The organism is Achromobacter sp. (assembly GCF_050285585.1).
Classification (GTDB): Bacteria; Pseudomonadota; Gammaproteobacteria; order Burkholderiales; family Burkholderiaceae_B; genus Achromobacter.
Window position 1 is genome coordinate 155,943 of the sequence record NZ_JBLZXF010000005.1, and the last position, 22,385, is coordinate 178,327.

The 22,385-nt window shown below is 68.1% G+C and carries 28 protein-coding genes; 27 read left to right on the forward strand and 1 reads right to left on the reverse strand.

What is annotated here, in order from left to right:
* Nucleotides 1–43: 43 nt before the first annotated feature.
* From ACN6PJ_RS09830 to ACN6PJ_RS09955, 26 genes are all read left to right on the forward strand, one after another.
* The gene (locus ACN6PJ_RS09830) at nucleotides 44–1,294 is read left to right on the forward strand and encodes a YbfB/YjiJ family MFS transporter (RefSeq protein ID WP_427995681.1); all 1,251 of its coding nucleotides are present in this window, start codon (nucleotides 44–46) and stop codon (nucleotides 1,292–1,294) included.
* On the forward strand, nucleotides 1,291–2,268 hold the full coding sequence (locus ACN6PJ_RS09835) for a Bug family tripartite tricarboxylate transporter substrate binding protein (protein WP_427995682.1): 978 nt from the start codon (nucleotides 1,291–1,293) through the stop codon (nucleotides 2,266–2,268). The genes ACN6PJ_RS09830 and ACN6PJ_RS09835 overlap by 4 nt, the downstream gene beginning before the upstream one ends.
* 18 nt (nucleotides 2,269–2,286) lie before the next feature.
* Entirely contained in the window at nucleotides 2,287–3,348 is a 1,062-nt protein-coding gene (locus tag ACN6PJ_RS09840) for an NAD(P)H-dependent flavin oxidoreductase (protein ID WP_427995683.1), read from the forward strand.
* Between the two features lie 244 nt (nucleotides 3,349–3,592).
* The gene (locus ACN6PJ_RS09845; RefSeq protein ID WP_427995684.1) at nucleotides 3,593–4,429 is read left to right on the forward strand and encodes an ABC transporter ATP-binding protein; all 837 of its coding nucleotides are present in this window, start codon (nucleotides 3,593–3,595) and stop codon (nucleotides 4,427–4,429) included.
* The gene (gene mlaE, locus ACN6PJ_RS09850; protein WP_427995685.1) at nucleotides 4,426–5,214 is read left to right on the forward strand and encodes a lipid asymmetry maintenance ABC transporter permease subunit MlaE; all 789 of its coding nucleotides are present in this window, start codon (nucleotides 4,426–4,428) and stop codon (nucleotides 5,212–5,214) included. Before ACN6PJ_RS09845 ends, mlaE begins: the two co-directional genes overlap by 4 nt.
* Before the next feature lie 12 nt (nucleotides 5,215–5,226).
* Nucleotides 5,227–5,724, forward strand: a complete 498-nt coding sequence (gene mlaD / locus ACN6PJ_RS09855) for an outer membrane lipid asymmetry maintenance protein MlaD (protein WP_043545027.1) — start codon at nucleotides 5,227–5,229, stop codon at nucleotides 5,722–5,724.
* Between the two features lie 83 nt (nucleotides 5,725–5,807).
* Complete coding sequence (locus ACN6PJ_RS09860) at nucleotides 5,808–6,617, forward strand: MlaA family lipoprotein (protein ID WP_427995686.1); 810 nt, start codon at nucleotides 5,808–5,810, stop codon at nucleotides 6,615–6,617.
* Nucleotides 6,618–6,656: 39 nt separating this feature from the next.
* Complete coding sequence (locus ACN6PJ_RS09865; protein ID WP_427995687.1) at nucleotides 6,657–7,283, forward strand: ABC transporter substrate-binding protein; 627 nt, start codon at nucleotides 6,657–6,659, stop codon at nucleotides 7,281–7,283.
* Between the two features lie 170 nt (nucleotides 7,284–7,453).
* Entirely contained in the window at nucleotides 7,454–8,266 is an 813-nt protein-coding gene (locus ACN6PJ_RS09870) for an ABC transporter ATP-binding protein (RefSeq protein WP_427995688.1), read from the forward strand.
* The gene (locus ACN6PJ_RS09875; RefSeq protein WP_427995689.1) at nucleotides 8,263–9,075 is read left to right on the forward strand and encodes an ABC transporter permease; all 813 of its coding nucleotides are present in this window, start codon (nucleotides 8,263–8,265) and stop codon (nucleotides 9,073–9,075) included. Before ACN6PJ_RS09870 ends, ACN6PJ_RS09875 begins: the two co-directional genes overlap by 4 nt.
* Before the next feature lie 5 nt (nucleotides 9,076–9,080).
* A complete protein-coding gene (locus ACN6PJ_RS09880; RefSeq protein ID WP_043545032.1) occupies nucleotides 9,081–9,326 on the forward strand; it encodes a BolA family protein in 246 nt (81 codons plus the stop codon).
* Entirely contained in the window at nucleotides 9,326–10,594 is a 1,269-nt protein-coding gene (gene murA, locus ACN6PJ_RS09885; protein ID WP_427995802.1) for a UDP-N-acetylglucosamine 1-carboxyvinyltransferase, read from the forward strand. The genes ACN6PJ_RS09880 and murA overlap by 1 nt, the downstream gene beginning before the upstream one ends.
* A 151-nt stretch (nucleotides 10,595–10,745) precedes the next feature.
* Entirely contained in the window at nucleotides 10,746–11,423 is a 678-nt protein-coding gene (gene hisG, locus ACN6PJ_RS09890; protein ID WP_427995690.1) for an ATP phosphoribosyltransferase, read from the forward strand.
* A gap of 53 nt (nucleotides 11,424–11,476) precedes the next feature.
* Nucleotides 11,477–12,781, forward strand: coding sequence for a histidinol dehydrogenase (gene hisD, locus ACN6PJ_RS09895; protein ID WP_427995691.1), 1,305 nt, complete (start codon nucleotides 11,477–11,479; stop codon nucleotides 12,779–12,781).
* Complete coding sequence (gene hisC, locus ACN6PJ_RS09900) at nucleotides 12,778–13,884, forward strand: histidinol-phosphate transaminase (RefSeq protein ID WP_427995692.1); 1,107 nt, start codon at nucleotides 12,778–12,780, stop codon at nucleotides 13,882–13,884. The genes hisD and hisC overlap by 4 nt, the downstream gene beginning before the upstream one ends.
* 1 nt (nucleotide 13,885) lies before the next feature.
* A complete protein-coding gene (hisB, locus tag ACN6PJ_RS09905; RefSeq protein WP_043545036.1) occupies nucleotides 13,886–14,473 on the forward strand; it encodes an imidazoleglycerol-phosphate dehydratase HisB in 588 nt (195 codons plus the stop codon).
* A 33-nt stretch (nucleotides 14,474–14,506) separates the two neighbouring features.
* Nucleotides 14,507–15,202 (forward strand): imidazole glycerol phosphate synthase subunit HisH, encoded by a 696-nt coding sequence (locus tag ACN6PJ_RS09910; RefSeq protein WP_427995693.1) that lies wholly within the window; start codon nucleotides 14,507–14,509, stop codon nucleotides 15,200–15,202.
* Nucleotides 15,203–15,256: 54 nt separating this feature from the next.
* Nucleotides 15,257–15,997, forward strand: a complete 741-nt coding sequence (gene hisA, locus ACN6PJ_RS09915) for a 1-(5-phosphoribosyl)-5-[(5-phosphoribosylamino)methylideneamino]imidazole-4-carboxamide isomerase (RefSeq protein WP_043545038.1) — start codon at nucleotides 15,257–15,259, stop codon at nucleotides 15,995–15,997.
* The gene (gene hisF / locus ACN6PJ_RS09920; protein ID WP_427995694.1) at nucleotides 15,994–16,812 is read left to right on the forward strand and encodes an imidazole glycerol phosphate synthase subunit HisF; all 819 of its coding nucleotides are present in this window, start codon (nucleotides 15,994–15,996) and stop codon (nucleotides 16,810–16,812) included. The genes hisA and hisF overlap by 4 nt, the downstream gene beginning before the upstream one ends.
* 232 nt (nucleotides 16,813–17,044) lie before the next feature.
* Nucleotides 17,045–17,449 carry a phosphoribosyl-AMP cyclohydrolase gene (gene hisI / locus ACN6PJ_RS09925; protein WP_427995695.1) on the forward strand — a complete coding sequence of 135 codons (405 nt, stop codon included), beginning with the start codon at nucleotides 17,045–17,047 and terminating at the stop codon, nucleotides 17,447–17,449.
* Nucleotides 17,446–17,796 (forward strand): phosphoribosyl-ATP diphosphatase, encoded by a 351-nt coding sequence (locus tag ACN6PJ_RS09930; protein WP_427995696.1) that lies wholly within the window; start codon nucleotides 17,446–17,448, stop codon nucleotides 17,794–17,796. The genes hisI and ACN6PJ_RS09930 overlap by 4 nt, the downstream gene beginning before the upstream one ends.
* 17 nt (nucleotides 17,797–17,813) lie before the next feature.
* Nucleotides 17,814–18,182, forward strand: coding sequence for a histidine triad nucleotide-binding protein (locus ACN6PJ_RS09935; RefSeq protein WP_427995697.1), 369 nt, complete (start codon nucleotides 17,814–17,816; stop codon nucleotides 18,180–18,182).
* 14 nt (nucleotides 18,183–18,196) lie between these two features.
* Nucleotides 18,197–18,424: a Sec-independent protein translocase subunit TatA gene (gene tatA, locus ACN6PJ_RS09940; protein WP_043545046.1), complete on the forward strand. Its 228-nt coding sequence runs from the start codon at nucleotides 18,197–18,199 to the stop codon at nucleotides 18,422–18,424.
* Nucleotides 18,425–18,496: 72 nt separating this feature from the next.
* On the forward strand, nucleotides 18,497–19,003 hold the full coding sequence (gene tatB / locus ACN6PJ_RS09945) for a Sec-independent protein translocase protein TatB (protein WP_427995698.1): 507 nt from the start codon (nucleotides 18,497–18,499) through the stop codon (nucleotides 19,001–19,003).
* Nucleotides 19,000–19,791 (forward strand): twin-arginine translocase subunit TatC, encoded by a 792-nt coding sequence (gene tatC, locus ACN6PJ_RS09950; RefSeq protein ID WP_427995699.1) that lies wholly within the window; start codon nucleotides 19,000–19,002, stop codon nucleotides 19,789–19,791. The genes tatB and tatC overlap by 4 nt, the downstream gene beginning before the upstream one ends.
* Nucleotides 19,792–19,864: 73 nt before the next feature.
* On the forward strand, nucleotides 19,865–20,227 hold the full coding sequence (locus tag ACN6PJ_RS09955; RefSeq protein WP_427995700.1) for a helix-turn-helix domain-containing protein: 363 nt from the start codon (nucleotides 19,865–19,867) through the stop codon (nucleotides 20,225–20,227).
* 4 nt (nucleotides 20,228–20,231) lie between these two features.
* On the opposite strand, the gene ACN6PJ_RS09960 is transcribed toward ACN6PJ_RS09955, so the two are convergent.
* Nucleotides 20,232–21,392, reverse strand: coding sequence for a trypsin-like peptidase domain-containing protein (locus ACN6PJ_RS09960; protein ID WP_427995701.1), 1,161 nt, complete (start codon nucleotides 21,390–21,392; stop codon nucleotides 20,232–20,234).
* 19 nt (nucleotides 21,393–21,411) lie between these two features.
* Between ACN6PJ_RS09960 and ACN6PJ_RS09965 the strand changes: the two genes are divergently transcribed.
* A complete protein-coding gene (locus tag ACN6PJ_RS09965) occupies nucleotides 21,412–22,188 on the forward strand; it encodes a Nif3-like dinuclear metal center hexameric protein (protein WP_427995702.1) in 777 nt (258 codons plus the stop codon).
* The last annotated feature ends 197 nt before the right edge of the window (nucleotides 22,189–22,385 follow it).

Genomic DNA, 22,385 nt, shown 5'->3' on the forward strand with positions numbered 1-22,385 from the left:
AATTCACTATTAAAGATATTAGTACAGCCGTAGAGTAGGGGGCATGTCAACGTCCGTTACGTCTCCCGCTCCCGATTCCCGCAGCGCGGCCGCCCTGGCCTGGCCCGCGGCGCTGGCCCTGGCGGCCGCCATGGGCATCGGCCGCTTCGCTTTCACGCCAGTCTGGCCGTCCATGGCGGAGGAGGCCGGCCTGTCCCTGGCGCAAGGGGGCTGGCTGGCCTCGGCGAACTACGCCGGGTACCTGCTCGGGGCCCTGGCCGCCATCGCCTGGCCCATCCGGCGGCTGCGCGGGACGCTGGCCGCCAGCCTGCTTGCCGTGGCCCTGTTGACGCTGGCCATGCCGCTCTGGCACGGAATGGCGGCCTGGTGCGCGCTGCGGCTGGCGGCGGGATACGCGAGCGCCAGCGCCTTCATCTGCGTGGCGGCCTGGCGGCCCGTGCCCGCGGGCGACCCGCGCGAGGCGGGCGCGTCCGCCGTGACCTACGCCGGCGTGGGGGCCGGCATCGCGCTGACGGGGCTGGCCTGCCTGGCGCTTGCGGCGCGGGGCGCGCCGGCAGACACCCTCTGGATCGGCCTGGGCGGCCTGGCGCTCGCGCTGTCCGCCGCCGCCTGGACCGGATTGCGCCGCCAGGCGGCGCCCGTCCCGGCGCGCGCCGCGGCGGCGCCGGCCGCCGGCCTGCCCCCCGCCCTGCCGCGGCTGGCCCTGCACTACGGCGTCTTCGGCGTGGGCTACATCGTTCCCGCCACCTTCCTGCCCGCGATGGCCAAGGAAACCATTCCCGACCCTGCAGTCTTCGGCTGGGCCTGGCCGCTGTTCGGACTGGCCGCGGCGATCTCCTGCCTGCTGGTCCCGCGCCTGGGACGCGGCCGCGACGACCGCCAGGTCTGGCGCAGCGCGCAGGCCCTGATGGCCCTGGGCATGCTGGCCGTGGCCCTATGGCACCATATCGCCGCGGTGATCCTGGCCGCGTTGCTGGTGGGCGGCACCTTCATGGTGATCACCCAGGCGGGCATGCTGGCCGCGCGCCGGGGAGCCGGCGCGGCGGCCCCCAGGGCGGCCGCCATCATGACGGCGGCTTTCGCGGCGGGCCAGATATTGGGGCCGCTTCTGGCTTCCTGGGCGGCCGGTTGGGGCGCGGGCCTGCCGCAAGTGCTGGGGGGCAGCGCGGCGCTGCTGGCGCTTTCGGCATGGCGCTTGGGAAAAATCACGACAGACGGCGCAGGCGCTGGGCATAATGCGATCGGCCCACAGGGCTGTTCCACTAGAAAGCAGAAAGAGGAGTCCCCAGCATGAAACCGTTGCGCCCCCTGATCGCCGCTCTCGCGGCCGTTGCCGCCTTCAGCGGCGCCGCCCAGGCCCAGACCGCGGACTGGCCGGCCAAGCCCATCACCATGATCGTGCCCTACGCGCCGGGCGGCTTCGCCGATACCCGCGTGCGCCTGCTGGCGCGCAAGCTGGGCGACACGCTGGGCCAACCCATCGTGGTCGAGAACAAGGCAGGCGCGGGCGGCGTGGTCGGCACCAACCTGATCGCCCGCGCCGCCCCCGACGGCTACACCATCGGCACGGGCAACCTCGCGCCCATGGCGGTCAACCCGTCGCTGATGAAGGACATGCCCTACGATCCGCAAAAGGATCTGGCGCCCATCGTCCTGATCGAAAACAGCCCGCTGGTGCTGAGCGTGAACAATGAAATGCCCGTGAAGACGTTGGCGGACCTGATTGCGCTGGCCAAGAAAGAGCCCGGCAAGCTGTCGTTCGGCTCGTCCGGCGTGGGCGGCGCCCACCATCTCTCCGGCGAGATGTTCCGCGAGCAGGCCAAGATCGACATCGTGCACGTCCCGTACAAGGGCGGCAGCCTGGCCGCGACCGACCTCATGGGCGGCCATATCTCGATGATGTTCGAAATGGGCTATTCCGCGCTGCCGGCCATCCAGGGCAAGAAGATCCACCCCATCGCCGTCACGTCCGCCAAGCGCCTGGCCGTGCTGCCCGACGTGCCCACCATGGCCGAATCGGGCCTGCCCGGCTTCGAGTCGTACAACTGGCAGGGCATCGTGGCGCCCGCCGGCACGCCCGCGCCGATCATCGCCAAGCTCAATGCCGAGTTCAACCGCATCCTGAAGGAGCCCGACGTGCAGAAGGCCATTGCGGACACCGGCAGCCAGGCCGGCGGCGGCACGCCCGAGGAATTCGCGGCCTTCATCAAGAGCGAAACCGAAAAGTGGGCGCACGTCATCAAGGCTGGGAACATCCAGCTTCAATAACCTTCCAGGAGTAACCCCATGGCTTCCCGTCTGATTGATCTGCTCAAGCTGCTCCATCCCATCGTCCAGGCCCCCATGGCCGGCGGCGCCACGACGGTGGAACTGGTCTCCGAGGCGTCGAAGGCGGGAGCCCTGGGTTCGCTCGGGGCCGCCTACATGAGCCCCGAACAGATCGAGGCCGCGGCGCAGGCGATCCGCGCGCGCACCCAGCGGCCGTTCGCCATCAACCTGTTCGCGTCGGTACCGCAGGAGGCCATGCGCGGCGACCCCGCCCGCATGCTGGCTCTGATGGCGCGCTATCACCAGCAACTGGGCCTGCCGGCGCCCGCCGAGCCCGGCCCCCAGGCGGATCCGCTGGACGGGCAGATCGAGGCGATCCTGCGCGCGCGCCCCGCGGTTTTCAGCTTCACCTTCGGCCGCATGCCCGCGGAAGCGCTCGCGCGCTGCCGCGCGGCGGGCATCCTGACCGTGGGCACCGCGACCACGGTGCGGGAAGCGGTGGCGCTCGAGCAGGACGGCGTGGACGCCGTCGTCGCGCAAGGGGCGGAGGCCGGCGGGCACCGGGGCACGTTCCTGGGCGGTTTCGAGGAATCGCTGATCGGCACGATGGCGCTGGTGCCGCAGGTGGCGGACGCCGTATCCGTGCCGGTCATCGCCTCGGGCGGCATCATGGATGGCCGCGGCATCGCCGCCGCGCTGGCCCTGGGCGCCGATCTCGCACAAATGGGGACGGCCTTTCTCACCACGGAAGAGTCTGGCATCAACGAAGCCTACAAGGCGCTTCTGCCCGCCTCCCGCGCCGAGCAATCGCGCGTGACCCGGGCTTTTTCCGGCCGTCCCGCCCGCGGCATCGAAAACGCATTCATGCGGGACGCCGACGCTCTCGCCGCCGACATCCTGCCGTACCCCCTGCAGAACGCCCTGACGCGGCCCATGCGCACGGCGGGCGGCAAGGCGGGCGATATCGACGTGCTTTCCCTGTGGGCCGGCCAGGGCGCCCCCCTCGCCAGGCGCGAGACCACCGCGGACCTGGTGCAGCGGCTGGCCAGCGAAACGGCTGCGGCGCAGGCGCGCCGCTGATCCGGGATTGTTCCCTGGCTCGAAAACACTGTTCCACGGACGGCCCCTCGCGTTGTGATTACAAAGCGTCGGGCTACAATGGCGCCTCGCCGCCGGGAGCCATGGCCCGACCTTGCCCCCGGCATATGAGTAACAGGGCGCTTCCCGACGCCGCCTGTCTTGTCCGCGCCGGCCCCATGCTACGCCAGGCACCTCGACCAGACAGCAGGGCAAGCTCCGCCGCCGAAACACCCTTTCGTTGCCCATGCCCGCTCAAACAAGCAGCACCCCGGAATTCGCCCTGCGCCTGGAAGGCGTGGCGCTCGGCTACGGCGATTTCACCGTTCTGCGTGATATCTCCATGGACGTGCGCGCGGGCCAGGTGGTCGCCATCATGGGCGGCTCGGGCTCGGGCAAGACCACCCTGCTGCGTGCCGCCACCGGCCAGCTCACCGCGCAGCAGGGGCGCGTGCTGGCCTTCGGCCAGGACATGGCGCACGTCACGCAGGCCGAACTGCAGACGCTGCGCACGCGCATGGGCGTGCTGTTCCAGCAGGGCGCGCTTTTCACCGACCTGAACGTCTTCGAGAACGTGGCCTTTCCGCTGCGCGAGCACACCCGCCTCGAAGAGGCGGAAGTCACCGAGCGCGTGCTGGACAAGCTCGACGCCGTCGGCCTGCGCGCCGCCGCGCACCTGAAGGTCTCCGAAATCTCGGGCGGCATGGCCCGGCGCGTGGCGCTGGCGCGCGCCGTGGTGCTGGAGCCCGAACTCATTCTGTACGACGAGCCCTTCGCCGGCCTGGACCCGATCTCGCTGGGCATCACCGCCCGCCTGATCCGCAGCCTGGCCGACCGCCTGGGCTGCGCGTCGGTGCTGATCACGCACGACGTCCAGGAATCTTTCTCCATCGCGGACCAGGTCTACCTGGTGGGCCAGGGCAAGATCGCCGCCGCGGGGTCGCCCGAAACGCTGTCGGCCTCGCAGGACCCTTACGTGCAGCAATTCCTCAAGGGAGAGCCCGACGGCCCGGTCGCGTTCCAGTATCCCGAAACGCCCGCTTTCCAGAAGTGGCTTTCGCAACAGAAGGGGCGCCGCGCATGAGCGTATCCCGCAATCCTATCGGCTCGCTGGGCGGCTGGGTGCGCACCCGGGTATCGGGCCTCGGCTACTTCACCCGGTTCTTCGGCACCATGCTGGCGCGCAGCGGCATCGCGCTGTCGCGTCCCCGCCTGGTATCGCAGCAGGTCCATTTCATCGGCAACTATTCGCTGCTGATCATCGCGGTGTCCGGCATGTTCGTGGGCTTCGTGCTGGGCCTGCAAGGCTATTACACCCTGAACCGCTACGGCTCGGAAGAGGCCCTGGGCCTGCTGGTCGCCTTGTCGCTGGTGCGCGAACTGGGGCCCGTCGTCACGGCGCTGCTGTTCGCCGGCCGCGCCGGCACCTCGCTCACGGCGGAAATCGGCCTCATGAAGGCCGGCGAGCAACTCGCGGCGATGGAAGTCATGGCCGTGGACCCGATACGCCGCGTGCTCGTGCCGCGCCTGTGGGGCGGCATCATCGCCATGCCCATCCTGGCGGCGGTGTTTTCCATGGTGGGCATCCTGGGCGGCTGGGTGGTGGGCGTGGTGATGATCGGCGTGGACGCCGGCGCCTTCTGGTCGCAGATGCAAAATGGGGTGGACGTCTGGAAGGACGTCGCCAACGGCGTCATCAAGAGCCTGGTGTTCGGCGTCTCGGTGACGCTGGTCGCGCTTTACGAAGGCTGGCAGGCCAAGCCCACCCCCGAGGGCGTCGCCCGGGCCACCACGCGCACCGTGGTCGTGGGTTCCCTGGCGGTGCTTGGGCTGGACTTCCTGCTGACCGCCTTGATGTTTGGAAATTGATACGGATCGATCATGTCACGCGAAAAAACCGATTTCTGGGTAGGCCTGTTCGTATTGCTGGGCGCGGTCGCTCTGGCGTTCCTGGCGTTGCGCGCCGGCAACTTGAGCACCTTTTCTTTCGCGCCGACCTATACGGTAACGGCCAACTTCGATAACGTAGGCGGCCTCAAGGTGCGCGCGCCCGTCAAGAGCGCCGGGGTCGTGGTCGGCCGGGTCGACGGCATTTCGTTCGACGACAAGACCTTCCAGGCGATCGTATCGGTCAAGCTGGAAACGGCCTACCAGTTCCCCAAGGACACGTCGGCGTCCATCCTGACGTCCGGCCTGCTGGGCGAACAATACCTGGGCCTGACCGCGGGCAGCGAAGAGGAAAACTTTGCCGACGGCGGAAAGATCCGCTACACGCAAAGCGCCGTCGTCCTTGAGCAGCTGATCAGCCAGTTCCTGTACGGATCGGCGGAAAAGCAGGGCACGAATTCGCCGGAGCCCGCCGCGAAGACGCCTGATTGATTGAAGAGAATGCGAAAGACGCGGTAACAGGCGAGGCCCGCGTACGCAATATCATAAGAATTATGGATAGGGATGCCCTGATCATGAATAAGAAAGCGATTTCCCGGATTGCCACCGTCGCAGCGGCCGGCGCGCTGATGGCCGGCTGCGCCGCACCGCAGAACCCGGATCCCCGCGACCCCTGGGAAGGCTTCAACCGGGGCATCTACAAATTCAACGACACGGTCGACCGCGCCGTGTTCAAGCCCGTGGCCCAGGCGTATACCTTCGTCACGCCGGAGCCGGTGCGCAGCTGCGTGCACAATATCTTCAGCAACGTCGGCGACCTCTGGTCCGGCACCAACAGCTTCCTGCAGGGCCGGGGCCATGACTTCGTCAATACGCTCGGCCGCTTCCTGTTCAACACCACCATGGGCGTGGGCGGCTGCTTCGACGTCGCCTCGGCCAATGGCGCGCGCCGCATCCCGAACGACTTCGGCACGACGCTGGGCGTATGGGGCTTCAGCCAGGGTCCGTACCTGGTGCTGCCGTTCTTCGGCTCGTCCACCGTGCGCGACGGGGCCGGCCTGATCGGCGACTACGCAGGCACCACCTACGGATACATGGGCGTGGACGCGATCGACAACGTGCGCCTGCGCAATTCGCTGTGGGGCCTGCGCATCGTCGACACGCGCGCCAGCCTGCTGGACGCCACCGACACGGTCGACCGCGTGGCGCTCGACCCGTACAGCTTCGTCCGCGACGCCTACCTGCAGCGCCGCGCCGCCATGGTGCTCGGCCAGAAGGTGGATGACGAGGCCTCGCTGCCCAACTACGAAGACGACGAGGACGACGCCGCGCCCGCAGCGCCTGCCACCCCCGCCGCCCCCGCCGCGCAACCCGCGGCCAACTAAGCGGCGGGATCGCGCCATCAGTACCAGTAAGGAGTTTTGATGCGAGTTTCCTTTGTTTCCCTGCTGCAGCGGCTGGTTTTCGCAAGCCTCCTGGGGCTGGCCGCCAGCGCCGCGCAGGCCAAGCCCGATCCCAACGGCCCCCCCGACCAGTTCGTGCTGGCCGCGGCCAATGAAACCCTCGATGTGCTCAAGGCCGACGGCGCCGTCAAGGCCGGAAACACCGCCCGCATCAACGAGGTCGTCAACGAGCACATCCTGCCCTACGTCGATTTCCAGAAAACGACGCGGCTGGCGGCAGGCCGCTACTGGCGCCAGGCCAGCGACCAGCAGAAGACGGCCCTGGCCGAAGCCTTCCGCGGCACGCTGGTGCGCACCTACAGCGGCGCGCTGACCCGCGTCACGTCCAGCACCACCATCCGCACGCTGCCGTTCCGCGGCGACCCCAAGGCCGACGACGTGGTCGTCCGCACGCTCATCAGCCAATCCAACGGCCAGCCGACGGGCGTCGACTACCGCCTCGAAAAGACCCCCCAGGGCTGGAAGATCTACGACATGAACGTCGAAGGCATCTGGCTGATCGAGAACTACCGCAACCAGTTCGCCCAGCAGATCAACCAGAACGGCATCGACGGGCTCATCGACGCGCTGAACCAGCGCAACAAGTGATTTTCTTCCAGGCTGCCCCGGCCCGGCGCGCCTCTTGAGGCCCGCCGGGCCGATTATTTCGGGGACGGATAAAGCGCCCATCCGCACGGGCGCCAGGGGCATCGCCGTTTCCCGCTCCGGCGCGCTTATATAATGAGCGATTCGCTCTTTTCGGGCCACTTCCCCCCGTCATGTCCGCTGTCAGTCTAGAAAACGTCTCCAAGATCTACTCCCCGCGCCAAAGCGGCTGGCGGAAGCTGCTCGGGCGCGCGCCCGGATCCGGCTTCCAGGCCCTGGACAACGTCAGCCTGAACATCGAGCACGGCGAGTTCTTCGGCCTGCTCGGCCCCAATGGCGCCGGCAAGACCACCCTGATCTCGATCCTGGCCGGCCTGGCGCATGCGTCCTCGGGCCGGGCCACGGTCTGTGGATACGATGTCGTGGCCGACTACAAGTCGGCGCGGCGCGCCCTGGGCGTCGTGCCGCAAGAACTGGTCTACGACCCGTTCTTCACGGTGCGCGAAACCTTGCGCATCCAGTCGGGCTATTTCGGCCTGCGCAAGAACGACGACTGGATCGATGAAATCCTCTTCAACCTGGGGCTGGCGGACAAGGCCAACGCCAACATGCGGGCGCTGTCCGGCGGCATGAAACGCCGCGTGCTCGTGGCCCAGGCGCTGGTGCACCGCCCCCCCGTGATCGTGCTGGACGAGCCCACCGCGGGCGTGGACGTGGATCTGCGCCGCACGCTGTGGGAATTCATCTCGCGCCTGAACAAGGCCGGCCACACCATCATGCTCACCACCCACTACCTGGAAGAAGCGGAAGCGCTGTGCGGCCGCATCGCCATGCTCAAGCGCGGGCGCATCGTGGCGCTCGACACCACCCAGGCCCTGATGGCCCGCGTGGGCGGCGTCGACCTGGAAGATGCATTCGTCCGCATCATGCACCAGGGCGACGAGCCCGCCACGCCCGCCCTGCAACCCGAAGAGATCTCGTCATGACCCAGCCCGCAGCGACCGCCAGCCAGCCGCTGGTGCAGCCCCGCCTGGACGCGGGTTCCGGCTTTCCCACCCTGCTGCGCAAGGAATTGATGCGCTTCTGGAAGGTCAGCTTCCAGACGATCGCCGCGCCGGTGATCACGGCGTTGCTGTACCTGCTGGTCTTCGCGCACGTGCTGGAAGGGCGTGTCATGGTGTATGGCAGCGTGCCCTACACGGCCTTCCTGATCCCCGGGCTCATGATGATGAGCATGCTGCAGAACGCGTTCGCCAACCCCTCGTCGTCGCTCATCCAGAGCCGCATCACGGGCAACCTGGTGTTCATGCTGTTGCCGCCGCTGTCGCACCGCGACATCTTCGCCGCCTACGTGCTGGCGGCGATCGTGCGCGGCCTCGCGGTCGGCCTGTGCGTCTGGGTGGTGGCGCTGTTCTTCGTGTCGCTGGTGCCGTCGCACCCGCTGTGGCTGGCCGTGTTCGCCGTGCTGGCCTGCGGCATCATGGGCGTGCTGGGCCTGATCGCTGGCCTCTGGTCCGAGAAATTCGACCAGCTTGCCGCCTTCCAGAACTTCCTGATCATGCCGGCGACCTTCCTGTCCGGCGTGTTCTATTCCATCCACACGCTTCCCGCCTTCTGGCAAAGCGTGTCCCACTGGAACCCCATCTTCTACACCATCGACGGTTTCCGCTATGGATTCTTCTCGGTGTCGGACGTCTCCCCGTGGCGCAGCCTGGCGGTGGTGACGGGGGTGTTCCTCGCGCTATCGCTCTATGCGCTGCGGCTCCTGGCCAGCGGCTACAAACTCAGGAATTGACGTCCATGCTTCCCACTCCCGCGCAAGTCCGCCAATACATCGCGGACGGCCTGCCCTGTGAACATCTCGACGTGCAAGGCGACGGCTCGCATTTCGACGCGGTCATCGTCAGCGCCGCCTTCGAAGGCAAGCGCCTCATCCAGCGCCATCAACTGGTCTATGCCGCCCTTGGCGACCGCATGAAGGCCGAGATCCACGCCCTCTCCATGCGCACCCTGACGCCCGACGAATACCGGCAGGCGGGCCAATGATGGACAAGCTACGCATCACCGGCGGCTCGCCGCTGCACGGCGAGATCTCCATTTCCGGCGCCAAGAACTCGGCCCTGCCGATCCTCTGCGCGAGCCTCCTGACGGCCGATACGCTGGCCCTGTCCAACGTCCCCCACCTCAACGACACGGCCACCATGCTGCGCCTGCTCGGCCAGATGGGCGTGCACGCGGAGCGCGGCGAGGACGGCGTCGTCACGCTGCGGGCCGACGAGGTCGGCAAGCGGGAAGCCCCGTACGAGCTGGTCAAGACCATGCGCGCCTCCATCCTGGTGCTGGGCCCGCTGGTTGCGCGCTTCGGCGAGGCCCGCGTCAGCCTGCCCGGCGGCTGCAGCATCGGACAGCGCCCCGTGGACCAGCACATCAAGGGCCTGGCGGCGCTGGGCGCCGAAATCAGCATCGAGCACGGCTTCGTGGTGGCGCGGGCCAAGCGACTGAAGGGCGCCTCCGTCCGCACCGACATGGTCACCGTCACCGGCACCGAGAACCTGCTGATGGCAGCCGTGCTGGCCGAGGGCCGGACGGTGCTGGAGAACGCCGCGCGCGAACCCGAGGTCGTCGATCTGGCCGAACTGCTCATCAAGATGGGCGCCCGCATCCAGGGCCATGGCACCGACCGCATCGTGATCGACGGCGTGGACAGCCTGCATGGCGCCGAACACCGCGTCATCTCCGACCGCATCGAGGCCGGCACCTTCCTGTGCGCCGTGGGCGCGGCGGGCGGCGACATCGTCCTGCGCAATACCGACGCCGGCATCCTCGGCGCCACCCTGGACAAGCTGGTCGAAGCCGGCCTCACCATCGAGACCGGCCCCGGCTGGATCCGCGGCGCCATGTCCTCGCGCCCCCGCGCCGTGGGATTCCGCACGCAGGAATACCCGGGCTTCGCCACCGACATGCAGGCCCAGGTCATGGCCCTGAACGCCGTGGCCGAGGGCACCTCGGTGATCGAGGAAACCATCTTCGAGAACCGCTACATGCACGTGCAGGAGCTGCGCCGCATGGGCGCGGACATCGGCATCGAGGGCCACACCGCCACCGTGCGCGGCGTGCAGCGCCTGTCGGGCGCCACCGTCATGGCCACCGACCTGCGCGCCTCGGCCAGCCTCGTCATCGCCGGCCTGGCCGCCGAGGGCGAAACCCTGGTCGACCGCATCTACCACCTGGATCGCGGCTACGACCAGATGGAAGTGAAACTGCGCGCCCTGGGCGCGAACATCCAACGCGTCACCGGCAAGGAACAGGCATGAAAAGTAATAGCCCCCACGCTGCGCCTACGGCTTGCTGCCCCCCGAGGGGGCTGCCCCGCCTTGGGGCGGCCCTGCGGCGAGGCGGCCCCCACGCCGCGCCTTCGGCTTGCTGCCCCCCGAGGGGGCGTGTTCATCTTGAGGCGGCTCGGCGATGAACAATGCTTCCTCCGTCACGCCCCTGACCCTGGCTTTGTCCAAGGGGCGTATCTTCGAAGAGACCATGCCCCTGCTGGCCGAGGCCGGCATCGAAGTCCCCGAGAACCCCGAAAGCTCGCGCAAGCTGATCCTGCCGACCAGCGATCCCGGCCTGCGCCTGATCATCGTGCGGGCCTCCGACGTGCCCACCTACGTCCAGTACGGCGCGGCCGACATCGGCATCGCGGGCAAGGACGTGCTCATCGAGCATGCCAAGGAACAGCCCGGCGGCCTGTACCAGCCCATCGACCTGAACATCGCCAAGTGCCGCCTGGCCGTGGCGGTGCGCAAAGGCTTCGACTACGAAGGCGCGGTCCACCAGGGCGCGCGCCTGCGCGTGGCCACGAAGTACGTGCATTCAGCCCGTGAACACTTTGCGTCCAAGGGCGTGTACGTCGACATCATCAAGCTGTATGGTTCGATGGAACTGGCGCCGCTCGTCGGCCTGGCCGACTGCATCGTGGACCTGGTGTCCACCGGCGGCACGCTGCGCGCCAACGACCTGGTCGCGGTGGAGGACATCATGCCGATCTCGTCGCGCCTGATCGTCAACCAGGCCGCGCTGAAGACCCGCGGCGCCCGCCTGCAACCGCTGCTGGACGCCTTCGAAAGAGCCGCTGCCCGCAACGCCTGACCTCCGCCCGCCGCGACGCCGCGGCGGCCGTTACCTGCTTGCACCATGACGCCATGGCCCTGATCAATCGTCTCGATTCCCGCGATCCCGGATTCAAATCCGCCCTGTCCAAGCTGCTGGCCTTCGAGGCCACCGAGGACGAGTCCATCGACCGCGCCGCGGCCGGCATCCTGGCCGACGTGCGCGCCCGCGGCGACGCCGCCCTGGTGGAGTACACGCAGCGCTTCGACCGCATGCCCGGCGCATCGGCCGAAACGCTGGAGATCCCCAAGGCGGACTGGCACGCCGCCCTGGCCGCGCTGCCGGCCGCCCAGCGCAACGCGCTGGAAGCCGCCGCCGACCGCGTGCGCCGCTACCACGAGCGCCAGCGCGCCGAGACCTGGACCTACACCGAGCCCGACGGCACGATGCTGGGCCAGCAGGTGACGCCGCTGGACCGCGTGGGCCTGTACGTGCCGGGCGGCAAGGCCGCCTACCCGTCGTCGGTGCTGATGAACGCCATCCCGGCCAAGGTCGCGGGCGTGCAGGAACTGGTCATGGTCACGCCCACGCCCGACGGCGTGCGCAACCCCATCGTGCTGGCTGCCGCCGCCATCGGCGGCGTGGACCGCGTGTTCGCCATCGGCGGCGCGCAGGCCGTGGGCGCGCTGGCCTACGGCACGGCCACCGTGCCCGCCGTCGACAAGATCGTCGGCCCCGGCAACGCCTACGTCGCCGCCGCCAAGCGCCGCGTGTTCGGCGTGGTCGGCATCGACATGATCGCCGGCCCCAGCGAAATCCTGGTCATCTGCGACGGCAAGACGCCGGCCGACTGGATCGCCATGGACCTGTTCTCGCAGGCCGAGCACGACGAGCTTGCGCAGTCCATCCTGCTGTGCCCGGACGCCGCCTTCATCGAAGACGTCCAGGCCGCCATCGAACGCCTGCTGCCCACGATGCCGCGCGCGGACATCCTGCGCACCAGCCTGGCCAACCGCGGCGCGCTGATCCTGGTCCGGAGCCTGGAAGAAGCCTGCAGCATCGCCAATGACATCGCGCCCGAGCACCTGGAGATCTCCACCGAACAGCCCGAGAAGTGGACGGCGCAGATCCGCCATGCCGGCGCGATCTTCATGGGACGCTTCAGCTCCGAGGCCCTGGGCGACTACTGCGCCGGCCCGAACCACGTGCTGCCCACCTCGCGCACGGCCCGCTTTTCGTCGCCGCTGGGCGTCTACGACTTCCAGAAGCGTTCCAGCCTCATCCAGGTTTCGCACCAGGGCGCGCAGACCCTGGGCCGCATCGCCGCCGAGCTGGCGCTGGGCGAAGGCCTGCAGGCGCACGCCGCCAGCGCCCAGTACCGGGTCGACAAGCCATGAGCCCGGCCCCGGCGGGAAGCATCGCCGGCCGCATCGCCGGCACGGTCCGCGCGGACATCCGCGAACTGGCCGCCTACCCCGTGGCCCACGCGGAAGGCTGCATCAAGCTGGACGCCATGGAATGCCCCTACGAGCTGCCGGAAACGGTTCGCGAGGACATCGCCCGGGCCGTGCGCGATACCCCGCTGAACCGCTATCCCGCCGCCGACCTGTCGGCGCTGAGGCAGGCCGTCAAATCCGCCTTTGGCGTGCCGGAAGCTGCGGACGTGCTGTTCGGCAACGGCTCGGACGAACTCATCCACCTCGTCGTGCAGGCCTGCTGCAACCCCGGCGATGCCGTGCTGTCGCCGTGGCCGTCGTTCGTGTACTTCGACATGGCGGCGCGGTTCGACCACGCCCGCTTCATCGGCGTGCCGCTGACGCAAGACCTGGAGCTGGACCTACCGGCCATGCTGGCCGCCATCCGCGAGCACCAGCCCAAGGTGGTGTTCCTGGCCGTGCCCAACAATCCCACGGGCGGCCTGTGGCCCGACGAGGCGATCGCGGCCATCATCGCCGCCGCCCCCGGGCTGGTGGTGCTGGACGAGGCCTACCAGCCCTTCGCCGGCAGCACCTGGATGCCGCGCGTGCTGGACGCGCCCAACGTGGTCGTCATGCGCACGGTGTCCAAGATCGGCCTGGCCGGCCTGCGCTTCGGCTACCTGGCCGGCCATCCCGCCTGGATCGCCGAATTCGACAAGGTCCGCCCGCCGTACAACCTGGACGTGCTGACCCAGGCCACCCTGTCGGCCGTGCTGCGCCACAAGGCGGTGCTGGACGAACAGGCGGCCCGGCTGCGCGCGGACCGCGAGCCGCTGGCGGCCGCCCTGGCCCGGCTGCCCGGCGTACGGGTATTCCCTTCCGCCGGAAACTTCGTACTTGTCCGCTTTTCCGGCAAGCTGGACGGCAACGCCGTGCATCTCGCCCTGAAAACGCGCAAAATATTGATTCGCAACTTCTCCAACGCCCATCCGCTACTGGCCAATTGCCTGCGCATCTCGGTGGGCGCCCCGGCTGAAAACGCCGCCTTGCTATCCGCCCTGCAAGAGATTTTGAGTGCTTAACATGCGTACCGCAGAGATCACCCGCAATACCAACGAAACCCGCATCCGCGTGGCCATCAACCTCGACGGCACCGGCAAGCAGACGATCGACACCGGCGTGCCCTTCCTGGACCACATGCTGGACCAGATCGCGCGCCATGGCCTGATCGATCTCGACATCAAGGCCGAGGGCGACCTGCACATCGATGCGCACCACACGGTGGAAGACGTGGGCATCACGCTGGGCATGGCCATCGCCAAGGCTGCCGGCACCAAGGCCGGCCTGCGCCGCTACGGCCACGCCTACGTGCCGCTGGACGAGGCCCTGTCGCGCGTGGTGGTGGACTTCTCGGGCCGCCCCGGCCTCGAATACCACATCCCGTTCACCCGCGCCCGCATCGGCGATTTCGACGTGGACCTGACCCGCGAATTCTTCCAGGGCCTGGTCAACCACGCCCTGATCACGCTGCACATCGACAACCTGCGCGGCTTCAATGCCCACCACCAGGCGGAAACGGTGTTCAAGGCCTGTGGCCGCGCCCTGCGCATGGCCCTGGAAGTCGACCCCCGCATGGGCGACGTCGTGCCCTCCACCAAGGGCGTGCTGTAACGTTCGCGATCCCACCGCTCCAGGCAGACAGAAGTGACCACTATCGCCATCGTCGACTACGGAATGGGCAATTTCCACTCCGTCGCCCGCGCCCTGAAGTACGCCGCCCCCGACGCGGACGTCCGCATCTGCAACCAGCCCCAGGAGATCGCCGCGGCCGACCGCGTCGTGTTTCCCGGGCAGGGCGCCATGGCGGACTGCATGCGTACCCTGAATGAATCCGGCCTGCGCGAAGCCGTCGTGCGCGCCGCGCGCGAAAAGCCGCTTCTGGGCGTTTGCGTGGGCGAGCAGATGCTGTTCGATTCCAGCGAAGAGGGCGGCACGTCCTGCCTGGGGCTGTTTCCCGGCGTCGTGCGCCGCTTTTCGGGCCCGCGCTTCGCGGACCCGCTCGCCGGCGACGAGGCCTGCCTGGCCGATGCCGGCGCCGCGGGCCAGGCCGACACCGGCCCCGAGCGCCTCAAGGTGCCCCACATGGGATGGAACAAAGTCCGCCAGACGCGCTCTCATCCTATCTGGGCCGGCATTCCGGACGAAACGCACTTCTATTTCGTCCATAGTTACTACGCCGACCCGGCGGATCCCGGCCTGACCGTTGGTGAAACCGATTATGGCCTCGCCTTTACCTGCGCAGTGGCGGCAGCTAACATTTTCGCGGTGCAGTTTCATCCCGAAAAGAGCGCCGAGCACGGTTTGCGCCTGTATCGCAATTTTGTAGACTGGCAGCCGTAGGCCCTGGCCTGCGCCCGCCCGCCCATTCAACCCATATTTTTCTCGCTGCCCACCATGCTGCTGATCCCCGCCATCGATCTCAAAGACGGGCGCTGCGTGCGCCTGCGCCAGGGTGACCTGGACGATGCAACGGTGTTCTCCGAAGACCCCGCCGCCATGGCCTCCCGCTGGCTGGAGCAAGGCGCCCGCCGCCTGCACCTGGTCGACCTGAACGGCGCCGTTGCCGGCAAACCCAAGAACGAAGCGCCCATCAAGGCGATCCTGGACGCCGTCGGCGAAGACATCCCCGTGCAGATCGGCGGCGGCATTCGCGACCTCGACACCATCGAACGCTACCTCGACGCCGGCATTTCCTACGTGATCATCGGCACGGCCGCCGTCAAGAACCCCGGCTTCCTGCAAGACGCCTGCGGCGCGTTCCCGGGCCAGATCATCGTCGGCCTGGACGCCCGCGACGGCAAGATCGCCACCGACGGCTGGAGCAAGCTGACTCGCCACGACGTGCTGGACCTCGCCAAGAAGTTCGAGGACTACGGCTGCGAGGCCATCATCTACACCGACATCGGCCGCGACGGCATGCTGTCGGGCGTCAACGTCGAAGCCACGGTCCGCCTGGCCCAGCACGTGCGCATCCCCGTCTACGCCTCGGGCGGCATCGCCGGCATCCAGGACATCGAAGCCTTGTGCGCCGTCGAGGAAGAGGGCGTCGAAGGCGCCATCCTGGGCCGCAGCATCTACGAAGGCACGCTCGACTTCCAGTCGGCGCAGGCCCGCGCCGACGAATTGGCAAAATGACCACTTCCAGCAGCACCCCTGGCGCCGGCGCGCCCACAGCCAGCGCGCTGACCCGCCGCATCATCCCCTGCCTCGACGTCACCGCCGGGCGGGTGGTCAAGGGCGTGAATTTCGTGAATCTGGCCGACGCCGGAGACCCGGTCGAGATCGCCCGCCGCTACAACGAGCAGGGCGCCGACGAACTCACTTTCCTGGACATCACCGCCACCAGCGATGGCCGCGACCTGATCCTGCCCATCATCGAGCAGGTGGCTTCCCAGGTTTTCATCCCGCTGACGGTGGGCGGCGGCGTGCGCCAGGTGTCCGACATCCAGCGCCTGCTCAACGCCGGCGCGGACAAGATCAGCATCAACAGCGCGGCCGTGGCCAATCCCGAGCTGGTCCGCGCCGCCTCCGACTACCACGGCTCGCAATGCGTGGTGGTCGCAATCGACGCGCGCCGCGTGTCGGCCCCGGGCGAGCCGGCCCGCTGGGAAGTCTTCACCCATGGCGGCCGCAAGGCCACCGGGCTGGACGCCGTGGCCTGGGCCCGCCGCATGGCGGCCTATGGCGCCGGTGAAATCCTGCTGACCAGCATGGACCGCGACGGCACCAAGTCCGGCTTCGACCTGGAACTCACGCGCGCCGTCTCGGATGCCGTGCCGGTGCCCGTCATCGCCTCGGGCGGTGTCGGCAACCTGCAGCACCTGGCCGACGGCGTCACCACCGGCCGCGCCAGCGCGGTCCTGGCCGCCAGCATTTTCCATTTCGGCCAGCATACCGTCGGCGAGTGCAAACGCTTCATGGCAGGACTGGGCATCCCCGTGCGGGTGTAGCCCACCCCCGAAGCGCCTGCGGCGCTTCCCCCTCAAGGGGGGCGCCGCCGCGGATCGGCAGAGCCGGCCCCGCTAGGGGAGCATCGCTTGCCGGTGACGGGAGCGCCTCGAATGCGCGGCGGCGGTGGCCCCCTGTTTGGGCCGGCTCACGCGTGCAACAATGTATTGCCGTAAGATTATGAATCGCGCCGCGCTGGTTTTGGGTGCTGCGCGCGGGACTATGGATGGAGAAATGAGCAACGAACCCGCCTGGATGGCCGATGTCGTCTTCGACGAAAACGGCCTGATACCCGCCATCGCACAAGACGCCGACAACGGCCAGATCATGATGGTGGCCTGGATGAACCGCGAATCCCTGGCCGAGACTGCCGCCACCGGGCGCGCCGTGTACTGGTCGCGTTCGCGCCAGCGTCTGTGGCGCAAGGGCGAGGAATCCGGCCACGTGCAGCAGGTGCATGAACTGCGCCTGGACTGCGACGGCGACGTGATCCTGCTCAAGGTGCACCAGGAAGGCGGCATCGCCTGCCACACTGGCCGCGCAAGCTGCTTCTACCGCCGCCTGGAAGGCCAGACCGACCAGGCCTCCTGGGTCACGGTGGACCCCGTGCTCAAAGACCCCGAACTGATTTACAAATGACCGACCAAGCCGCAAGCGCCGCCGAGATCCTGGCGCGCATCGCCGATACCCTGGAAACCCGCCGCCCCGAGAACGGCGGCGACCCCAAGGCTTCCTATTCCGCCAAGCTGCTGGCCAAGGGCCCCGACGCCTTCCTGAAGAAAATCGGCGAGGAAGCCACCGAACTGGTCATGGCCGCCAAGGACGGCGCGCCGGACCGCATCGTCAGCGAAACCGCCGACCTGTGGTTCCATTGCCTGGTGGCGCTGACCCACTTCAACCTGCGCCCCGAAGACGTATTGGCCGAGCTGGCCCGCCGCGAAGGGTTGTCGGGGCTGGCCGAAAAGGCGAGCCGCCCCCAAGACTGACCACGGAAACCCGGAAAATGAGCGACAACTGTATCTTCTGCAAGATCGCCACTGGCGACATCCCGTCCAAGAAGGTCTATGAAGACGAGGATTTTGTTGCGTTCCACGACATCAATCCGGCCGCGCCGGTGCATTTATTGCTTATCCCTCGACGTCATGTCATATCCATGCAGGATATTACGGCCGAGGACGCAGGTTGGTTGGGTAGAATGATGTCATTGGCACCGCGGCTCGCCGCCGAAAACGGCTGCCGGCCGGGCCCTGATGGCGGATTTCGGATCATGATCAACTCCGGCGTCGAAGGCGGCCAGGAAGTCCCGCATCTGCATTTCCACATCATCGGCGGCTCGCGCCCCTGGAAAGGGCGCGTGGCCCCCACCGCGTAATTCGGAGAAACATCATGGGTAGTTTCAGCATCTGGCATTGGTTGGTCGTCCTGGTCATCGTGGCGCTGATTTTCGGCACCAAGAAGCTGCGCAACATCGGCTCGGACCTGGGCGGAGCGGTCAAGGGCTTCAAGGAAGGCATGAAGGAAGCCAATAGCGACAAGCCGGCGGAACCGATCGCGCAGCAACGCGTCTCCGGCGAAACCATCGACGTGCAGGCCAAGGAAAAATCCAACTCCTGAGCCCGCGCCAGTCTCCCGGGCCCGCCCTGACCGGGCCGGCCCTCATCGCATCACCTTCCAAGCGGCCGTCGAATGTTTGATGTCAGCCTCACTGAACTGATGGTGATCGGCGTCGTCGCCTTGATCGTCATCGGACCCGAACGCCTGCCCAAGGTGGCCCGCACCGTCGGCCACCTGCTCGGGCGCGCGCAACGTTACGTCAATGACGTGAAGTCCGATATCCAGCGCGAGATCGAACTCGACGAACTGCGCAAATTCAAGAACGAAATGGAAGACGCCGCCCAGGGCGTGCAGAAATCCCTGAACGACACGCAGGCCTCGATCCAGGAACCGGTCCAGCAGTTCCGCGCCGAGCTCGATGAAGTCGCCCGCGCCGCCAATGGCTCGGCCGCCGCGCAAGCGCCCGCCGAGCCCGCCCGCACGATCGCCCCGCCCGGCCAGAACCACAATCTGGACCTCGACCTTCCCCCTGCGGCCGAACCCGCGCCGGCCGCCGCCGCCCCGCAACCCGCCCCGGCGCCCAGCGCGCCCAAGGCCGACGAGGCCAAGCCCGTCTCGCCCTCCGGAACACCGACGTGACCCAGGACGCCTCCCAAGAAGAAGGCCAGCAGGAGACCTTCATCTCCCACCTGGTCGAACTGCGCACCCGATTGCTGCGCGCCGTCACCGCCGTGGTCGGCGTGTTCATCGTGCTGTTCATCTATCCCGGCGCGTCGGCCATCTACGACGTGCTGGCCCAGCCCATGCTCGCCTCCCTGCCGGAAGGCACCCGCATGATCGCCACCGGGGTGATCACGCCCTTCATGGTGCCCGTGAAGGTCACGATGATGGCCGCCTTCATCCTGGCGCTGCCCGTGGTGCTGTACCAGGCCTGGGCCTTCGTGGCCCCGGGGCTGTACAAGCACGAGAAGCGCCTGGCTCTGCCGCTCATCGTGTCCAGCACCTTTCTGTTCATCGCGGGCATGGCGTTCTGCTATTTCGTCGTGTTCCGCACGGTGTTCCATTTCATCGCCACGTTCGCGCCGCAGTCCATCACGCCGGCGCCGGACATCGAGGCCTATCTCAGCTTCGTCATGACCATGTTCATGGCGTTCGGCATCACCTTCGAAGTGCCGGTGGCGGTGGTGCTGCTGGTGAAGATGGGCGTGGTCGAATTGTCCAAGCTGAAGTCCGCCCGCGGTTACGTGGTGGTGGGCGCCTTCATCATCGCCGCCGTGGTCACGCCGCCGGACGTGGTCAGCCAATTCATGCTGGCGGTGCCGCTGTGCCTGCTCTACGAGATCGGGCTGGTATGCGCCCGCATGGTCACGCCCAAGCCTGACGCGGCGGACGACGCGGCGTCAAGCTCGCTGACCGAACGCCAGTAACCCCGAACGGTCCTGCCCCCAAGCAGGACCGTTTCACGTTGTGGGCCGCGGGTTGCAACCCTAAATTGCGGCCATGTCACTCGCCCAACGGCTGCACACCCTGATGCGGTGGCGCGGCATCAAAAGCCAGAACCAGTTGGCGCGCATTTCCGGCGTGTCGCAGTCGTGCATCCACCGAATCCTCACGCGCAAAGACCGCTATTCGCCGTCGCGGGCCACCGTGCTGCGGCTCGCGCGCGCGCTGGACACCAGCGTGCCGTGGCTGACGGACGGGGTGGCGCCCAACCCGGGCTCGCCCAGCAAGGGTTCCTGCCAGCAGGACGAGGCCGGCGACGGCTATTGCGCCGAAATCCACGCACTGTTGCGGCAACACCCCGAAAGCACCAGGAAAACCGTGCTGCAGGTGGTCCGCCTGATGCTGAAGGAGGCTTCCTAGCGCGCTAACGCGGCTTGCCCGGGCGCGTGCCCACCACCACCGCCAGCTCCACCGGCTTGCCGCCGCGCAGAATTCCCAGCGTGGCTCGCTGGCCCGGCGGCAGCTGCGCGATCTCGGACAGCAGGCTGGTCGTGTCCATCATGCGCTTCCCATTGACCGACTGCACGATGTCGCCCACTTTCAGGCCGCCCTTTGCGGCGGGCCCGTCGCGCATCACGCCGGCGATGATCACGCCCGACGTATTGCGGTCCAGCTCGAAGGCGCGAGCCAGTTCCGGCGTCACGTCCTGCGGCTCCACCCCCAGCCAGCCGCGCTTGACCCCGCCGGTCTTGACGATCTCGTCCATGACCTTGCGGGCGATTTCGATGGGCGTGGCGAAGCCGATGCCCATCGATCCGCCGGACTCGGAGTAAATGGCGGTATTGATGCCGACCAGATTGCCCTCGGCGTCGATCAGGGCGCCGCCCGAATTGCCCGGGTTGATCGCCGCGTCGGTCTGGATGAAATGCTCGTACGTGTTCAGCCCCAGCCCATTGCGGCCCAGCGCCGACACGATGCCCTGCGTCGTGGTCTGCCCCACGCCGAACGGATTGCCGATGGCCAGCACCACGTCGCCCACGCGCAGCCCCCGGTCGGGCGCCAGCGTGGCGGCAGGCAGGGAGCGCAGGCTGGCCAGCCGCAGCACCGCCAGATCGGTGTCCGGATCCGCGCCCACCACCTTCGCGACGTCGCGGCGGCCATCGGTCAGCGCCACCTCGATCGCATCGGCGGCCTGCACCACGTGATAGTTGGTCAGCACGTAGCCGTCCTGGTTCACGATCACGCCGGAACCCAGGCTGGTCGACGCCTGGCGCCGCGTCACGCCCGGCACCTGGCCGAACAACTGGCGCAGCACCGGATCATCGGGCAGCGGGATCAGCGGCACATTGACGTGCTTGGTGGTGTATACATTGACCACGGCCGGCGCGGCGCGCGCCACCCCGTCGGCATAGGACACCATCCCCATGGCGCGCCCGGCCGGCGGCCTGGCCGCCGCCGTGGCGGCTTGAGGCCCGGCAGCCGGGCCGGCCAGCCGCAGCAGGTCGGGGCGCAAGGTCGTGACCACGAATAGAATACCCAGGCAGACCGTGACGGCCTGAGCGAATATCAGCCAATATCGGCGCATGTTTCTGATAGGACAAGCAATGAGTAAAGTGGACTCCCGCGTCCTGGCCAACTGGCTGGACGACACCCTGCAGGCGGCGCGCTTCAAGGACTATTGCCCGAACGGGCTGCAGGTGGAAGGCCGATCCGAAATCGGACACATTATCGCCGGAGTCACGGCCAGCGAAGCGTTGCTGCGCGTTGCGGTCGAACGCGGCGCGGACGCGGTGCTGGTGCACCACGGCTGGCTCTGGCGCAACGAAGACCGCCGCGTCATCGGCACGCGCCGCGCGCGCATGGCCCTGGCCCTCAAGAACGACCTCAATCTCTACGCCTACCACCTGCCGCTGGACGCGCATCCTTCGCTGGGCAACAACGTGCAGCTGGCCCGCGTGCTGGGCCTGGTCCCCGCGCTGCGCGATGACGGCGCGCCGCAAACCTGCGGGCCGGACAACCTGGTCTGGCTGGGCGAGGCGCCCGGCGTGAAAACGCTGGGCCAGCTGGGCGAACGCGTGGCCGAGCGCCTGGGGCGGCAACCGCTCGTCGTGGGCGATCCGGACCAGCCGCTGGCGCGGGTCGCCTGGTGCACGGGCGGCGCCCAAGGCATGCTGGCCGACGCCGTCGATGCTGGCGCCAGCGCCTACATCACGGGCGAAGTGTCCGAATCCACCGTGCATCTGGCCCGCGAAACCGGCGTGGGCTTCATCGCGGCGGGCCATCACGCTACGGAACGCTACGGCGTGCAAGCGCTGGGCCAGGCCGTGGCGGAGCGTTTCGGCATTACGGTGGAGTTCGTGGACATCGACAACCCCGCCTAGGAAAGGGGCCCCCACGCCGCGCTCCTGACGGAGCTAGCTGCCCCCCGAGGGGGCTGTCCCACCTTGGGGCGGCCCGGCGGTGGGACGGCGCCCCCCACGCCGCGCTCCTGACGGCGCTAGCTGCCCCCCGAGGGGGCTGTCCCACCTTGGGGCGGCCCGGCGGTGGGACGGCGCCCCCCACCCCGCGCTCCTGACGG

Bases quoted from the DNA above. Each gene is read 5' to 3' on its own strand.
- ACN6PJ_RS09830 (WP_427995681.1), top strand. From the start codon at position 44: ATGTCAACGTCCGTTACGTCTCCCGCTCCCGATTCCCGCAGCGCGGCC.
- ACN6PJ_RS09835 (WP_427995682.1), top strand. From the start codon at position 1,291: ATGAAACCGTTGCGCCCCCTGATCGCCGCTCTCGCGGCCGTTGCCGCC.
- ACN6PJ_RS09840 (WP_427995683.1), top strand. From the start codon at position 2,287: ATGGCTTCCCGTCTGATTGATCTGCTCAAGCTGCTCCATCCCATCGTC.
- ACN6PJ_RS09845 (WP_427995684.1), top strand. From the start codon at position 3,593: ATGCCCGCTCAAACAAGCAGCACCCCGGAATTCGCCCTGCGCCTGGAA.
- mlaE (WP_427995685.1), top strand. From the start codon at position 4,426: ATGAGCGTATCCCGCAATCCTATCGGCTCGCTGGGCGGCTGGGTGCGC.
- mlaD (WP_043545027.1), top strand. From the start codon at position 5,227: ATGTCACGCGAAAAAACCGATTTCTGGGTAGGCCTGTTCGTATTGCTG.
- ACN6PJ_RS09860 (WP_427995686.1), top strand. From the start codon at position 5,808: ATGAATAAGAAAGCGATTTCCCGGATTGCCACCGTCGCAGCGGCCGGC.
- ACN6PJ_RS09865 (WP_427995687.1), top strand. From the start codon at position 6,657: ATGCGAGTTTCCTTTGTTTCCCTGCTGCAGCGGCTGGTTTTCGCAAGC.
- ACN6PJ_RS09870 (WP_427995688.1), top strand. From the start codon at position 7,454: ATGTCCGCTGTCAGTCTAGAAAACGTCTCCAAGATCTACTCCCCGCGC.
- ACN6PJ_RS09875 (WP_427995689.1), top strand. From the start codon at position 8,263: ATGACCCAGCCCGCAGCGACCGCCAGCCAGCCGCTGGTGCAGCCCCGC.
- ACN6PJ_RS09880 (WP_043545032.1), top strand. From the start codon at position 9,081: ATGCTTCCCACTCCCGCGCAAGTCCGCCAATACATCGCGGACGGCCTG.
- murA (WP_427995802.1), top strand. From the start codon at position 9,326: ATGGACAAGCTACGCATCACCGGCGGCTCGCCGCTGCACGGCGAGATC.
- hisG (WP_427995690.1), top strand. From the start codon at position 10,746: ATGAACAATGCTTCCTCCGTCACGCCCCTGACCCTGGCTTTGTCCAAG.
- hisD (WP_427995691.1), top strand. From the start codon at position 11,477: ATGGCCCTGATCAATCGTCTCGATTCCCGCGATCCCGGATTCAAATCC.
- hisC (WP_427995692.1), top strand. From the start codon at position 12,778: ATGAGCCCGGCCCCGGCGGGAAGCATCGCCGGCCGCATCGCCGGCACG.
- hisB (WP_043545036.1), top strand. From the start codon at position 13,886: ATGCGTACCGCAGAGATCACCCGCAATACCAACGAAACCCGCATCCGC.
- hisA (WP_043545038.1), top strand. From the start codon at position 15,257: ATGCTGCTGATCCCCGCCATCGATCTCAAAGACGGGCGCTGCGTGCGC.
- hisF (WP_427995694.1), top strand. From the start codon at position 15,994: ATGACCACTTCCAGCAGCACCCCTGGCGCCGGCGCGCCCACAGCCAGC.
- hisI (WP_427995695.1), top strand. From the start codon at position 17,045: ATGAGCAACGAACCCGCCTGGATGGCCGATGTCGTCTTCGACGAAAAC.
- ACN6PJ_RS09930 (WP_427995696.1), top strand. From the start codon at position 17,446: ATGACCGACCAAGCCGCAAGCGCCGCCGAGATCCTGGCGCGCATCGCC.
- ACN6PJ_RS09935 (WP_427995697.1), top strand. From the start codon at position 17,814: ATGAGCGACAACTGTATCTTCTGCAAGATCGCCACTGGCGACATCCCG.
- tatA (WP_043545046.1), top strand. From the start codon at position 18,197: ATGGGTAGTTTCAGCATCTGGCATTGGTTGGTCGTCCTGGTCATCGTG.
- tatB (WP_427995698.1), top strand. From the start codon at position 18,497: ATGTTTGATGTCAGCCTCACTGAACTGATGGTGATCGGCGTCGTCGCC.
- ACN6PJ_RS09955 (WP_427995700.1), top strand. From the start codon at position 19,865: ATGTCACTCGCCCAACGGCTGCACACCCTGATGCGGTGGCGCGGCATC.
- ACN6PJ_RS09960 (WP_427995701.1), bottom strand. From the start codon at position 21,392: ATGCGCCGATATTGGCTGATATTCGCTCAGGCCGTCACGGTCTGCCTG.
- ACN6PJ_RS09965 (WP_427995702.1), top strand. From the start codon at position 21,412: ATGAGTAAAGTGGACTCCCGCGTCCTGGCCAACTGGCTGGACGACACC.